Origin of the sequence: Pseudomonas sp. NY5710 (assembly GCF_013305665.1) — a bacterium.
Taxonomy (GTDB): Bacteria; Pseudomonadota; Gammaproteobacteria; order Pseudomonadales; family Pseudomonadaceae; genus Aquipseudomonas; species Aquipseudomonas juntendi.
This window is the reverse complement of sequence record NZ_CP045554.1, coordinates 3,435,493-3,448,603: the sequence shown is the minus strand read 5'-3', so window position 1 is coordinate 3,448,603 and position 13,111 is coordinate 3,435,493. Positions and strand designations below refer to the sequence as shown.

General features: G+C 63.9%; 10 protein-coding genes. 3 read left to right on the top strand and 7 right to left on the bottom strand.

Going from position 1 to position 13,111, the window contains the following annotated elements:
- Positions 1-13 precede the first annotated feature (13 nt).
- Together GEV39_RS15700 and GEV39_RS15695 are read right to left on the bottom strand one after the other, a co-directional pair.
- A complete protein-coding gene (locus GEV39_RS15700; RefSeq protein ID WP_173890270.1) occupies positions 14-529 on the bottom strand; it encodes a DUF4880 domain-containing protein in 516 nt (171 codons plus the stop codon).
- A 433-nt stretch (positions 530-962) separates the two neighbouring features.
- Entirely contained in the window at positions 963-1,274 is a 312-nt protein-coding gene (locus GEV39_RS15695) for a DUF6124 family protein (RefSeq protein WP_173890268.1), read from the bottom strand.
- Between the two features lie 130 nt (positions 1,275-1,404).
- On the opposite strand from GEV39_RS15695, the gene GEV39_RS15690 reads away from it, so the two are divergent.
- Positions 1,405-2,058, top strand: coding sequence for a LexA family protein (locus tag GEV39_RS15690; RefSeq protein WP_173890266.1), 654 nt, complete (start codon positions 1,405-1,407; stop codon positions 2,056-2,058).
- A gap of 991 nt (positions 2,059-3,049) precedes the next feature.
- On the opposite strand, the gene GEV39_RS15685 is transcribed toward GEV39_RS15690, so the two are convergent.
- The 4 genes from GEV39_RS15685 to GEV39_RS15670 are packed head-to-tail and all read right to left on the bottom strand — an operon-like array spanning position 3,050 to position 8,604.
- Complete coding sequence (locus GEV39_RS15685) at positions 3,050-5,002, bottom strand: acetyl/propionyl/methylcrotonyl-CoA carboxylase subunit alpha (RefSeq protein ID WP_173890264.1); 1,953 nt, start codon at positions 5,000-5,002, stop codon at positions 3,050-3,052.
- Positions 4,999-5,814, bottom strand: coding sequence for a gamma-carboxygeranoyl-CoA hydratase (locus GEV39_RS15680; RefSeq protein WP_173890262.1), 816 nt, complete (start codon positions 5,812-5,814; stop codon positions 4,999-5,001). The genes GEV39_RS15685 and GEV39_RS15680 overlap by 4 nt, the downstream gene beginning before the upstream one ends.
- Before the next feature lie 3 nt (positions 5,815-5,817).
- On the bottom strand, positions 5,818-7,425 hold the full coding sequence (locus GEV39_RS15675; protein ID WP_173890261.1) for a carboxyl transferase domain-containing protein: 1,608 nt from the start codon (positions 7,423-7,425) through the stop codon (positions 5,818-5,820).
- Between the two features lie 15 nt (positions 7,426-7,440).
- Entirely contained in the window at positions 7,441-8,604 is a 1,164-nt protein-coding gene (locus GEV39_RS15670) for an isovaleryl-CoA dehydrogenase (protein ID WP_029886664.1), read from the bottom strand.
- Positions 8,605-8,921: 317 nt separating this feature from the next.
- Here GEV39_RS15670 and GEV39_RS15665 point away from each other — a divergent pair, with 317 nt between their 5' ends.
- Positions 8,922-10,604 (top strand): AMP-binding protein, encoded by a 1,683-nt coding sequence (locus tag GEV39_RS15665; RefSeq protein WP_173890258.1) that lies wholly within the window; start codon positions 8,922-8,924, stop codon positions 10,602-10,604.
- An 87-nt stretch (positions 10,605-10,691) separates the two neighbouring features.
- Here GEV39_RS15665 and GEV39_RS15660 read toward each other — a convergent pair whose 3' ends face one another.
- Positions 10,692-10,853, bottom strand: coding sequence for a hypothetical protein (locus GEV39_RS15660; RefSeq protein WP_173890257.1), 162 nt, complete (start codon positions 10,851-10,853; stop codon positions 10,692-10,694).
- 141 nt (positions 10,854-10,994) lie between these two features.
- Between GEV39_RS15660 and GEV39_RS15655 the strand changes: the two genes are divergently transcribed.
- Positions 10,995-13,013 (top strand): alpha-1,4-glucan--maltose-1-phosphate maltosyltransferase, encoded by a 2,019-nt coding sequence (locus tag GEV39_RS15655; RefSeq protein ID WP_173890255.1) that lies wholly within the window; start codon positions 10,995-10,997, stop codon positions 13,011-13,013.
- Positions 13,014-13,111 lie beyond the last annotated feature (98 nt).

Sequence of the window (13,111 nt, the reverse complement as noted above, 5' to 3'; positions counted from 1 at the left end):
CCGGCAGCGGGCATCAGCTGCACCATGCCCACACCAGTAACGCCGCCAGCCCAGCCCCGACCGCCACCGAGCAGCCGCCTAGCGACAGCGCCGCCCGGCCTTGCCGGTACCAACCCTCCTGGCCAAGCTGGCGTGCCGGCCCCAGCAGGCTGCGCCAGCGTAATTCCGTTTGGTGAAACGCCTGCAAGTTCGCGGCATCTGCGTCCAGCCAGCGGCGGAAGTCGATGCGCTCGCATGCGGTCACCTGGGGGCTCTGCAAGCGCACGTACCATTGGCTGGCCACGCTTGCCAGCACATCCCGGCGCGAGCGCCCGGCCATCAGGGCCTGGTCCATGTTGCGTTCGACAGTGGCCAGTGGCAGGTCTAGGCGGGTGGCAATGCTGGCGAAGTCCAGCTGGTCGAGGCGGCTCAGCAGCATCACTTGCTGCACCCGGCGTGGCAGCCGCTTCAGCGCGTGCAGCAGGGCATTGTCGGCATCAGGGCCATTGACCGCGGTGGGATGTTCGAGGGGCAGCAGCAGACGGGTCATGACCGGCTCCTTGCGCTACAAAGGGGAAGGGGGGCATCTTCCGTGATGCGTGAGCAGCGTAGGCGAAACGAGATTGATTCTCAAGTGCTGATTGCGCAAAGTTTTGTAATGAGCGTTCACGCCCTGAAACACATTTGCTACCATGCGCGCCATCACGATCTTCATTAGCCTGAAGAGCCCAAAAAAAGACCCGGCAAAAAGCCGGGTCAAAAACCGTGATTAGCCTGATGAGGAGATAATCTGAAAGCGACCTAAGCTTTCAGGTTATCCAGCAGATCTCGCGATCAGCTGAGTGCAATAATAATCGTTATCATTTGCCAGTCAAATGAATTTTCATCATCCCGGTAAAAAAGTTTTACCGGTGCGCTTCCTTGTCCCGGCAATCGGGGCCTTTGCCGTTACGCGGCCATCACGTGCTCTCCCTTCCGTTTACCTACAAACCCCGGTCTTCACGTTGCTTGTGCTCCAGCAGCGCACGTGCCATGTCCATCATGTGCATCAGCGCGAAGGTCAGCTCGCGCTGGCTGCCGTGCTGGTGCGTGGCGGTTTCCTGTGCGGTGGCCGCAGCGCAGCGCAGCAGGGCGATGGCGTGTTCCTCGGCCTGCTCGCTGGTCACGCCTTCGTGCAGGGTCCAGATCTTGTTGTCCAGCGTAGGGCGCGGCGGGTTGGGGTTGAGGTAGTAGTCGAGGGCGCGGCGGGCTGCTTCGCTGTCGAGATCTGTTTCGTCGTTTTTCGGTAGTTTCATAGCGACACCTTCTGATTTCCCTTCAAGCACACTGGAATCACAGGATAGGTCAATCTGTACTATTATTTGTCGAATAAATAATTCAATTTGTGTATTGCTGCGGCTAATACAGTCCGTATTGTTGCCGCTCATGGAAAACTGGAACGCATTTCTCAAGCGCTATAAGCGCGAACACAACCTCAGCCAACTGAAGCTGGCTGAACGTCTGGGCATGACTCAGGGCGGCGTGGGTCATTGGTTGCGGGGCACGCGGCGGCCAACGTTGGAGACGATAAACGAGAAACTCGAGAAACTTGGGCTGGTGTTTCTGGAAGCACAAGTCATGGTTGTTGAGCGTGACATCGTTCGTGAAGCGCCTGGTCGCTATGCGGCCCAGCAGCCAGTGTCGGCCGAAGCGCTGCGCTATGCGAGCTTTCGCTTCCCGGTGCTGAGTTGGTCCGACTTGCACGGGCCTTTGCCTGAAACCAGCGAGATGCACGAGCAGACGGACTACATGCCTGCAGGTAATGCGTTCTGGCTGGTGGTTGAAAATGACTCGATGAATGCAACCAGCGGCAGGAGCGTGCCTGAAGGCATGCGTGTGCTGGTGGATACTGGCTTGCAGGCGGAGCCTGGCCGGCTGGTGATTGCGCGTCAGCCCGGGCGGCCAGCAGTGTTACGGCAGTTGGTCGAGGAGGGCGGAGACAAGATGCTCAAGCCGCTGAATACTCGATACCCAACGGTTCTGTGTGAAGACGGTTGTGAATTTCTGGGGGTGGTTGTGCGGGCGCACGGCTCCTTCTAGCTGTTTTTAGGTTGTTGTGAGGCTGGTGGGTGTAGGGCTTGGGTAGTGGGGCGCCTGTGAGATCGAGCGCCGCCCGCGCGGCGCTTCGCGGGTAAACCCGCTCCTACGTTTGTTTCGGGCCAGTATTGCCTGTGACAGGCGCGCGCGACCGCCTTGTTCGTACGACGCGATATCGTGGTGGGCGCCAAGGCGTTCGCGCGCAAATCCCACAGGCATAATTGGCCCGAAACAGATGTGGGAGCCGGCTTGCCGGCGATGCGCCGCGCGGGCGGCGCTCGGTCTCACAGGCACTGCAAAAGGTATGGCGAACACCTACGTTTGTTTCGGGCCAGTATTGCCTGTGACAGGCGCGCGCGACCGCCTTGTTCGTACGACGCGATATCGTGGTGGGCGCCAAGGCGTTCGCGCGCAAATCCCACAGGCGTAACTGGCCCGAAACAAACGTAGGAGCGGGTTTACCCGCGAAGCGCCGCGCGGGCGGCGCTCGGTCTCACAGGCACTGCAAAAGGTATGGCGAACACCTACGTTTGTTTCGGGCCAGTATTGCCTGTGACAGGCGCGCGCGACCGCCTTGTTCGTACGACGCGATATCGTGGTGGGCGCCAAGGCGTTCGCGCGCAAATCCCACAGGCATAATTGGCCCGAAACAGATGTGGGAGCCGGCTTGCCGGCGATGCGCCGCGCGGGCGGCGCTCGGTCTCACAGGCGCTGCAAAGAGTATGGCGAACACCTACGTTTGTTTCGGGCCAGTATTGCCTGTGCCGGACGCGCGCGACCGCCTTGTTTTTACGACGCGATATCGTGGCGGGCGCCAAGGCGTTCGCGCGCAAATCCCACAGGCATAATTGGCCCGAAACAAGCGTAGGAGCGGGTTTACCCGCGATGCGCCGCGCGGGCGGCGCTCGATCTCACAGGCGCTGCAAAGGGTATGGCGAACACCTGGCAGCCCCACCCCGGCGCCCCATCAACCAGCCAACCCCCGCTAGACAACTCACTCCGCCAATTCGACCAGCACCGTCCCTTCGCTGACCATATCCCCTTCCTGGCAGAACAACGCGTTCACCGTACCGCCATGAGGCGCGCGAATGCTGTGCTCCATTTTCATGGCCTCCAGCACCACCAGCGCGGTACCGGCCTCCACCGCCTGCCCCGGCGCCACCAGCACCCGCACGATACTGCCGTTCATGGGGGCACCCAAGCCGCCCTGGTGACCGTGGCTGGCCTCGGCCTCGGCGATCGGGTCGAAGGCTTCGATGGCATGCATCTCGCCGCCCCACTGCAAGTACAACGTAGCCCCGCGGCGCATCGCCAGGTGCTGGCGACGCACGCCGGCGTGGTCATGCACCAACTGCTCGCCCAGTAACTGCCAGGTGGGCGCCGCACTGTGCTCCAGGCCCACAGCGTGGTCCTGGCCAGCACTGACCAAGTGCAGGCTACTGCGCGCTGGCAGGCCCAGGCGCAGGCCGCTGCGCTCGGCCCATGGCGAACCGGGGTCATCTTCGCGCTGTTGCCCGGCCTGGCCCTGCCGCCAGGCTTCGGCTGCGGCCTCCCAGAAGCTGACCGGCAGCGGCTGTGGTGCCGGCAGCAAAGCGGCCTGGTGCCGCGCAATGAAGCCGGTATCCAGTTCCGCCGCGGCGAACGCCGGGTGCGCCAGAATGCGCCGCAGGAACGCGAGGTTGGTCTTCACCCCACCAATGGCGAATTCGTCGAGCATCGCCAGCAAGCGCAGGCGTGCCTGCTCGCGGTTTTCGCCCCAGGCAATCAGCTTGCCCAGCATCGGGTCGTAGAACGGCGACACCGCATCGCCTTCGCTCACGCCACTGTCCACCCGCCGGCCTTCGCCAGCTGCCGATTCACGGTACAGCGCCAGCGTGCCGGTCGCCGGCAGAAACTCGTTGGCCGGGTCCTCGGCGTACAGGCGAACTTCAATGGCATGGCCGATCAGCGGCACCTGATCCTGGGTGATCGGCAGGGCCTCGCCGCACGCCACACGAATTTGCCAGGCCACCAGATCCAGGCCGGTAATGGCCTCGGTGACCGGGTGCTCCACTTGCAGGCGGGTATTCATTTCCATGAAGAAGAACGCGCCACGGGCGTCGAGCAGGAATTCCACCGTACCGGCACCGACATAGCCAATCGCTTGCGCCGCCCGTACCGCCGCCTCGCCCATGGCCTGGCGCAGTTCGGCCGACAGGCCGGGGGCGGGGGCTTCTTCGACCACCTTCTGGTGGCGGCGCTGGATCGAGCAATCGCGCTCGTTGAGGTACAGGCAATGGCCGTGCTGGTCGGCGAACACCTGGATTTCCACATGGCGCGGCTTGAGCACGTACTTCTCCACCAGCATGCGCGCATCGCCGAACGACGCCTGCGCCTCACGCTGGGCCGACGCCAGGGCATCGGCCAGCTGGCTTTCCTCCTCGACGACCTTCATGCCCTTGCCCCCACCGCCAGCGCTGGCCTTCAGCAGCACCGGGTAGCCGATACGCCTGGCCGCATCGCGGAAGGTGTCGAGGTCCTGGGCTTCGCCGTGGTAACCGGGCACCAGGGGGACCCCGGCGGCCTCCATCAACGCCTTGGCCGCCGACTTGCTGCCCATGGCGTCGATGGCGCTGGCCGGTGGGCCGAGGAAAACCAGCCCCGCCTGCTCGATGGCGCGGGCGAAGCCTGCGTTCTCGGAGAGGAAACCGTAACCTGGGTGAATGGCCTGGGCCCCGCTGGCCTTGGCAGCAGCCAGCAGCTTGTCGACCAGCAGGTAGCTGTCGGCGGCCTTGGTGCCGCCCAGGTCCACGCGGATATCCGCTTCCCGGCTATGCCGCGCGTCACGGTCGATGGCGCTGTGCACGGCGACGGTGGTCAGGCCCATGGCCTTGGCGGTGCGCATCACGCGGCAGGCGATTTCGCCGCGGTTGGCGACCAGCAGGGTGGTCAAAGCGGGGCGGCTCATGGGCGCGGCTCCTTGGTCTCAGCGGTTTGCCAGGCGGGTGGGCGTTTCTCCAGGAAGGCGCGCAGGCCCTCCTGGCCTTCGGCGCTGACGCGGATGCGGGCGATGGTGTTTTCGCAGTAGCGGCGCAGCGCCGGGCTGAGTTCGCCGTCGTCCACTTCACGCAGCAGCTCTTTCGTGGCACGCAGGGCCAGCGGGGCGTTGTGCAGCAGGTTGTTCACCCATATCGCCACCTGTGCGTCCAGCTCGCTGGCGGGGTATACCTCGGCCAGCAAGCCCAGTTCGCGGGCCCGTGTACCGCTGAAGCGCTCGGCAGTCAGGGCATAGCGGCGCGCGGCACGCTCGCCGATGGCCTTGACCACGAACGGGCTGATCACCGCCGGGGCCAGGCCGATGCGCACTTCCGACAGGCACAACTGGGCGTCTTCGGCGCCAATGGCCATGTCACAGCAACTGATCAGGCCCAGTGCGCCGCCAAACGCCGCACCTTGGACAACGGCCAGGGTCGGTACCTTGAGCCGGTGCAGGGCGTACATCAGTTCGCCCAGTTCATGGGCGTCATCCAGGTTGGTGTTGAAGTCCAGCTGCGCCGACTGCTGCATCCAGGCCAGGTCGGCACCGGCGCTGAAGTGCCGGCCACGCCCGCGCAGCAGTACGAAGCGCAAGCCGGTATCGTCGGCCAGCCGATCGATGGCGACGATCAGCTCGCGGATCATCTGCGCGTTGAACGCGTTGTTCTTGTCCTCGCGGCTAAGCCACAGGGTGGCGAAGCCGCGCGGGTCGCGAATCACTTCGAGGGTGCTGAAATCGCTCATAGGTCACATCCGGAAAATGCCGAAGCGGCTCGCTTCGATCGGCGCGTTCAGCGCAGCGGACAGTGCCAGGCCCAGTATGTCGCGGGTTTGCGCCGGGTCGATGACGCCGTCGTCCCACAGCCGGGCACTGGAGTAGTAGGGGTGGCCCTGCTGTTCGTACTGGTCGAGAATCGGCTGCTTGAGCCTGGCTTCGTCTTCGGCACTGAACGGCTGGCCACTGCGCTCGCTTTGCTCGCGCTTGACCTGGGCCAGCACACCGGCGGCCTGCTCGGCGCCCATCACACCGATCCGCGCGTTCGGCCACATCCACAAAAAGCGTGGGTCGTAGGCACGGCCGCACATGCCATAGTTGCCGGCACCGAAGCTGCCGCCGATGATCACCGTGAATTTCGGCACCTGGGCGCAGGCCACCGCGGTCACCAGCTTGGCGCCATGCTTGGCGATACCGCCTTCCTCATACTTCTTGCCCACCATGAACCCGGTGATGTTCTGCAGGAACAGCAGTGGGATGCCCCGCTGGCAGGCCAGCTCGATGAAGTGCGCGCCTTTTTGCGCCGCTTCGGCGAACAGGATGCCGTTGTTGGCCAGGATCGCCACCGGGTAGCCATGCAGGTGGGCAAAGCCGCAGACCAGGGTGGTACCGAACAACGCCTTGAATTCGTCGAACAGCGAGCCGTCGACCAGCCGGGCGATCACTTCGCGCACATCGAACGGCTGCTTGGCATCGGCGGGCACCACGCCATACAGCTCGTCGGCGGCGTACAGCGGTGCCACCGGGGCCAGGCGTTGCAGCTTGCCCAGCTTGTGCCAGTTGAGGTTGGCCACGCAGCGCCGGGCAATGGCCAGGGCGTGTTCGTCGTTGTCGGCGTAATGGTCGGCCACGCCGCTGGTACGGCAGTGCACATCGGCCCCGCCCAGGTCCTCGGCACTGACCACTTCGCCCGTGGCGGCTTTGACCAGCGGCGGCCCTGCGAGGAAAATGGTCGCCTGCTGGCGCACCATGATCGCTTCGTCGGCCATCGCCGGCACGTAGGCACCACCGGCAGTGCACGAGCCCATCACCACGGCGATCTGCGGGATGCCCTGGGCGCTCATGTTGGCCTGGTTGAAGAAGATCCGACCGAAGTGCTCGCGGTCAGGGAACACCTCGTCCTGGCGGGGCAGGTTGGCACCCCCCGAGTCCACCAGGTAGATGCACGGCAAGCGGTTTTGCTGGGCGATGACCTGCGCACGCAGGTGCTTTTTCACCGTCAGCGGGTAGTACGAGCCACCTTTGACCGTGGCGTCGTTGGCCACGATCATGCATTCCACGCCTTCTACGCGGCCGATGCCGGCGATCACCCCGGCAGCCGGCACGTCCTCGCCGTACACCTCGTGGGCCGCCAGCTGGCCAATCTCGAGGAACGGCGAGCCCGGGTCCAGCAGGCGGTCGATGCGCTCGCGTGGCAACAGTTTGCCGCGGGAGGTGTGTCGTTCCTGAGCCTTGGGCCCGCCGCCCTGGGCGACCTGGGCCAGCAGGCCGCGCAGGGCCTGGACCTGGGCGGCCATGGCGGCATGGCTATGGGCATAATCCGCCGCCTTGGTATTGAGCTGTGACTTGAGAATCATCATGACCTCTGGCGCAGATCAGCGCGTCTCGTTGAACAGTTCGCGGCCGATCAGCATCCGACGGATTTCGCTGGTGCCGGCACCGATCTCGTAGAGCTTGGCATCGCGCAGCAGGCGGCCAGCCGGGAATTCATTGATATAGCCGTTGCCGCCAAGGATCTGGATGGCTTCCAGGGCCATTTGCGTAGCACGCTCGGCGGTGTACAGGATGACCCCGGCAGCGTCCTTGCGGGTGGTCTCGCCACGGTCACAGGCCTGGGCCACGGCATACAGGTAGGCGCGGCTGGCATTGAGCTGGGTGTACATGTCGGCGATCTTGCCCTGAATCAGCTGGAACTCGCCGATGCTCTGGCCGAACTGCTTGCGGTCGTGAATGTACGGCACCACCAGGTCCATGCAGCTTTGCATGATGCCGGTCGGCCCGCCCGACAACACCACGCGCTCGTAGTCCAGGCCGCTCATCAACACGCGTACGCCGCCGTTCAGCTGGCCGAGAATGTTTTCTTCCGGTACCTCGACGTTGTCGAAGAACAGCTCGCAGGTGTTGGAACCGCGCATGCCCAGCTTGTCGAACTTGTTGCTGCGGCTGAAGCCTGGCCAGTCGCGCTCGACGATGAACGCGGTGATGCCGTGGGCACCCTTGTCCAGGTCGGTCTTGGCATAGATCACATAGGTATTGGCGTCCGGGCCGTTGGTGATCCAGGTCTTGCTGCCGTTGAGTACGTAGCGGTCGCCGCGCTTTTCTGCGCGCAGCTTCATCGACACCACGTCGGAGCCGGCATTGGGCTCGCTCATGGCCAGTGCGCCGATGTGCTCGCCGCTGATCAGCTTGGGTAGGTACTTGAGTTTCTGTGCGTGGCTGCCGTTGCGGTTGATCTGGTTGACGCACAGGTTGGAGTGGGCACCGTACGACAGTGCCACCGACGCCGAGGCCCGGCTGATTTCCTCCATGGACACCACGTGGGCCAAATAGCCGAGGCCGGCGCCGCCATATTCTTCCGAAACGGTGATGCCCAACAGGCCCATGTCGCCGAACTTGCGCCACATATCGGCAGGGAACAGGTTGTCGTGGTCGATTTGCGCGGCACGCGGGGCCAGCTCGGCGGCGACGAAGGTGCGCACCTGGTCACGGAGCATGTCGATGGTTTCGCCCAGGGCGAAGTTCAGGGTGGGGTAATGCATGCTGGGGCACCTTGTTGTTCTTGAAATGGGTTAGACCGTAGCTCATGGAGCTGTCGGACCCTGTGGGAGCGGGCGCGACCGCGAATGCATCAGCAGGGCCGCCGTCATTTCCTGAATGATCGCATTCGCGGGCGCGCCCGCTCCCACGGGGTTCGGCTTCATGCCTGAGATCGGTATTGTTCATTACCTTTACGTTAACGTAAACCTGAGTGCAGTGGCTGTCAATCCAATCGTCACCTTTACGTAAACGTAAATCTACGCCAGAGTATCTCCGCTTGCTTCAGCCGTGCCCAGAACAACCACAAGAAGGGACACCCATGAGTCAACCAAGCTATACCCGCGGCCGCCAGGACCAACCGTTGCTGACCCAGACTATCGGCCAGGCCTTTGACGCCACCGTGGCGCGTTGCGCCGGTGGCGAAGCCCTGGTTTCGCGCCACCAGGGCGTGCGCTACAGCTGGCGGCAACTGGCCGAACAGGTCGACGCGTGTGCCCGCGCCTTGATGGCGCTGGGCCTGAACCGCGGCGACCGGTTGGGCATTTGGTCACCCAACTGCGCCGAATGGTGCGTGTTGCAACTGGCCAGCGCCAAGGTCGGGGCGATTCTGGTCAACATCAACCCGGCCTACCGGGTGGGTGAGTTGGAATACGTGTTGCGCCAGGCCGGGTGCGGCTGGCTGGTCTGCGCCGATGCTTTCAAGAGCTCCGATTATCACGCCATGGTTCAGGCGCTGGTGCCAGAGCTGGCGAGCGCCCCCGCGGGCGCACTGGCCAGCCAGCGCCTACCCGAGCTGCGCGGGGTCATCAGCCTGGCAGCCCGCCCCCCGGCCGGTTTCCTGGCATGGCAAGCCCTGGCCGGGCTGGCCGGGCAAACCTCGAGCGAAGCCTACCTGGCCCGCCAAAGCGGGCTGCAGTTCGACCAACCGGTGAATATCCAGTACACCTCCGGCACTACCGGTGCACCCAAGGGCGCCACGCTGAGCCACTACAACATCCTCAACAACGGCTTCATGGTCGGCGAAAGCTTGGGCCTGGGCGAGCGCGACCGCATGGTGATCCCGGTGCCCCTGTACCACTGCTTTGGCATGGTCATGGCCAACCTGGGTTGCATCACCCACGGCAGCACCATGATCTACCCCAATGATGCCTTCGATGCCGAACTCACCCTGCGTGCGGTGGCCGAGGAGCGTGCCAGCATTCTCTATGGCGTGCCTACCATGTTCATCGCCATGCTCGACCACCCGCTACGCGCCCAGGTGGACCTTTCCAGCCTGCGCAGCGGCATCATGGCGGGGGCGACTTGCCCGATCGAGGTGATGCGCCGGGTGATCGACCAGTTGCACATGGCCGAGGTGCAAATCGCCTATGGCATGACCGAAACCAGCCCGGTTTCGCTGCAAACCGGGCCGGAGGATGAGCTGGAGCTGCGTGTTACCACCGTTGGCCGTACGCAGCCACAGCTGGAAAACAAGCTGGTAGACGCTGACGGCTGTATCGTTTCGCGCGGCGAGATCGGCGAACTATGTACCCGCGGCTACAGCGTGATGCTCGGCTATTGGGACAACCCCGAAGGTACCGCGGCAGCCATCGACCCAGCCGGCTGGATGCACTCGGGTGACCTGGCGGTGATGGACGAGCACGGCTACGTGCGGATCGTGGGGCGCAACAAGGACATGATCATTCGCGGTGGCGAGAACATCTACCCGCGCGAGCTGGAAGAATTCTTCTATACCCACCCGGCAGTGGCGGACGCCCAGGTGATCGGTATCCCGTGCAGCCGTTATGGCGAGCAGATTGTCGCATGGGTCAAGTTGCACCCTGGCCACACGGCCACCGCCGAAGAGCTGCAATGCTGGTGCAAGGCCCGCATAGCCCACTACAAGGTGCCGCGGCATATCCGTTTTGTAGACGAATACCCGATGACAGTAACCGGTAAGGTGCAGAAGTTTCGCATGCGCGAGATCAGCATCGCCGAACTCTGCGCCGATGGCGCGAGTTGACTGACCGGGCTGTCCGGTTCGCCCGCACCCGCGGCTGCGCGCCCGTACCGACCTTGCAGGCGGCAAGGTCGGTAAGCTGGTCTACCCTTAGGCTTTCACCGGTGGTTCCTGGTTCGGCGGGTCGCCCACCGTCGGCGGTTCGGTTGGCTTGATCGGCAGCTCGTCCGGTTCTTGTTCCGGCACGGGCGGCGGCAAGCTCGGGTCGTCGATGTTCGGATCGGGGGTTTCCGGTGGCGTTGGAATGTTCATGGCCTGACCTCGCGTGGGTGGTTTGAAGAGGTACTGCAGGCTTGGACTTCGGCCAGCTGCGATTCGCTCAGTTTTTTTGAACCCTCACGCCCGCGCCCGGCTCTGAACCCTTACCGCCACCAGCCTGAGGGAGCAAGGTCGATGTCACGAAACGAGCTTTTTGAAAGCGTGCCAATGGCCAACGATCATCCTGACCAGGCCATCAGCCTGGCCCAGGCGCTGCTGGCCCCACGCATCGTGATCGAGGACACCCAGCCGGTGCTCGACGCCGGCACCTTCGCCGCCAAGGCGATCAGTGGTCAACCGGTTGCCGTCAGCAGTAAGGTCTACAGCGATGGCCACGACCGCCTGGCCGTGGTGCTCAACTGGCGCCCGGCGCACAGCCAGCGCTGGCACTCGGTGCCGATGCAGTCGGCGGGTAATGACCTGTGGTTGGCCGAGTTCACCCCCACCGAGCTGGGGCCGCACGTGTTCGGTATCCAGGCCTGGATCGACCCGTTCGCCACGTACTGCCACGACCTGGAAAAAAAGTACCATGCCGGCGTCGAGGTCAGGCTGGAGCTGGAAGAGGGGCGGCTGATGCTCGGCCAGGGCATTGCCCTGTGCGATGGCGCCGTGCGCAACGAGCTTGAGGCCGTGCTGCAGCGCCTGGCGCAGGTGGGCAGTGACGATCAGGTGGCGCTGCTGCTGGACCCGCGCACCGCCCGGCTGATGGCCGAGGCCGAGCACCGCAGCTACCTGGCCCGCAGTTGCGAATTCCCGCTCGATGTGGACCGCCCGGCAGCGCAGTTCGCCAGTTGGTACGAACTGTTCCCGCGCTCGATCACTGACGACCCGCAGCGCCATGGCACCTTCAACGATGTGCACCAGCGGTTGCCGATGATCCGTGACATGGGCTTCGACGTGCTGTACTTCCCGCCCATTCACCCTATTGGCCTGCAGCACCGCAAGGGGCGCAACAATGCGCTCACGGCCGAACCGGGTGACCCGGGTAGCCCGTATGCCATCGGCAGTGCAGAGGGTGGCCACGAAGCGATTCACCCGCAGTTGGGCAGCCGCGAAGACTTCCGCCGCCTGGTGGCGGCCGCTGCCGAGCACGGCCTGGAAATCGCCCTCGACTTCGCCATCCAGTGCTCCCAGGACCACCCCTGGCTGAAACAGCACCCGGGCTGGTTCAGTTGGCGCCCGGACGGCACCATCCGCTATGCCGAGAACCCGCCAAAAAAATACCAGGACATCGTCAACGTCGACTTCTATGCCCCCGACGCAGTACCCAGCCTTTGGTTGGCGCTGCGCGATGTGGTGGTGGGCTGGGTCGAGGAGGGCGTGAAGACGTTCCGCGTCGACAACCCGCACACCAAGCCGCTGCCGTTCTGGCAATGGCTGATCGCCAATGTGCGCAGCCAGTACCCGGAGGTCATCTTCCTCGCTGAGGCGTTCACCAAGCCCGCCATGATGGCGCGCCTGGGCAAGGTCGGCTATGCGCAAAGCTACACCTACTTCACCTGGCGCAACACCAAGCAAGAGCTGCGCGAATTTTTCGAGCAACTCAACCAGCCGCCATGGAGCCAGTGCTACCGCCCCAATTTCTTCGTCAATACCCCCGACATCAACCCGTTCTTCCTGCACACCTCCGGGCGTGCCGGTTTCCTCATTCGTGCAGCATTGGCGACCATGGGCTCAGGGTTGTGGGGCATGTATTCCGGTTTCGAACTGTGCGAAAGCGCCGCTTTGCCAGGCAAGGAGGAATACCTGGACTCGGAGAAATACCAGCTGCGCCCGCGCGACTTCAGCCAGCCCGGCAACATCATTGCCGAGATCGCCCAGCTCAATCGCATCCGCCGGCAGAACCCGGCCTTGCAAACCCACCTCGGCGTCGCGTTCTTCAACTGCTGGAACGACAACATCCTGTACTTCGCCAAGCGTACGCCCGAGCGCGACAACTACATCCTCGTGGCAATCAGCCTAGACCCGCACAACGCTCAGGAGGCGCACTTCGAGCTGCCGCTGTGGGAGCTGGGGCTCGATGACAACGCCCAAACCCATGGTGAAGACCTGATGAATGGTCACCGCTGGTCGTGGTACGGCAAGACCCAGTTCATGCGCATTGAACCTTGGCACCAACCATTCGGCATCTGGCGTATCGAAAAGGCCGGTTAGGGCATATGTACCGGGCCGCCTTGCGGCCTATCGCGGCAAATAGGCTGCACGGCAGCCGCAACGCCAGCCAACACGGTCCACAGACATGCAAGGAGTCA

Coding starts and splice junctions, on each gene's coding strand:
- GEV39_RS15690 (WP_173890266.1), top strand. CDS start 1,405: ATGGAAAACTGGAACGCATTTCTCAAGCGCTATAAGCGCGAACACAAC.
- GEV39_RS15675 (WP_173890261.1), bottom strand. CDS start 7,425: ATGATGATTCTCAAGTCACAGCTCAATACCAAGGCGGCGGATTATGCC.
- GEV39_RS15700 (WP_173890270.1), bottom strand. CDS start 529: ATGACCCGTCTGCTGCTGCCCCTCGAACATCCCACCGCGGTCAATGGC.
- GEV39_RS15685 (WP_173890264.1), bottom strand. CDS start 5,002: ATGAGCCGCCCCGCTTTGACCACCCTGCTGGTCGCCAACCGCGGCGAA.
- GEV39_RS15670 (WP_029886664.1), bottom strand. CDS start 8,604: ATGCATTACCCCACCCTGAACTTCGCCCTGGGCGAAACCATCGACATG.
- GEV39_RS15695 (WP_173890268.1), bottom strand. CDS start 1,274: ATGAAACTACCGAAAAACGACGAAACAGATCTCGACAGCGAAGCAGCC.
- GEV39_RS15660 (WP_173890257.1), bottom strand. CDS start 10,853: ATGAACATTCCAACGCCACCGGAAACCCCCGATCCGAACATCGACGAC.
- GEV39_RS15665 (WP_173890258.1), top strand. CDS start 8,922: ATGAGTCAACCAAGCTATACCCGCGGCCGCCAGGACCAACCGTTGCTG.
- GEV39_RS15680 (WP_173890262.1), bottom strand. CDS start 5,814: ATGAGCGATTTCAGCACCCTCGAAGTGATTCGCGACCCGCGCGGCTTC.
- GEV39_RS15655 (WP_173890255.1), top strand. CDS start 10,995: ATGTCACGAAACGAGCTTTTTGAAAGCGTGCCAATGGCCAACGATCAT.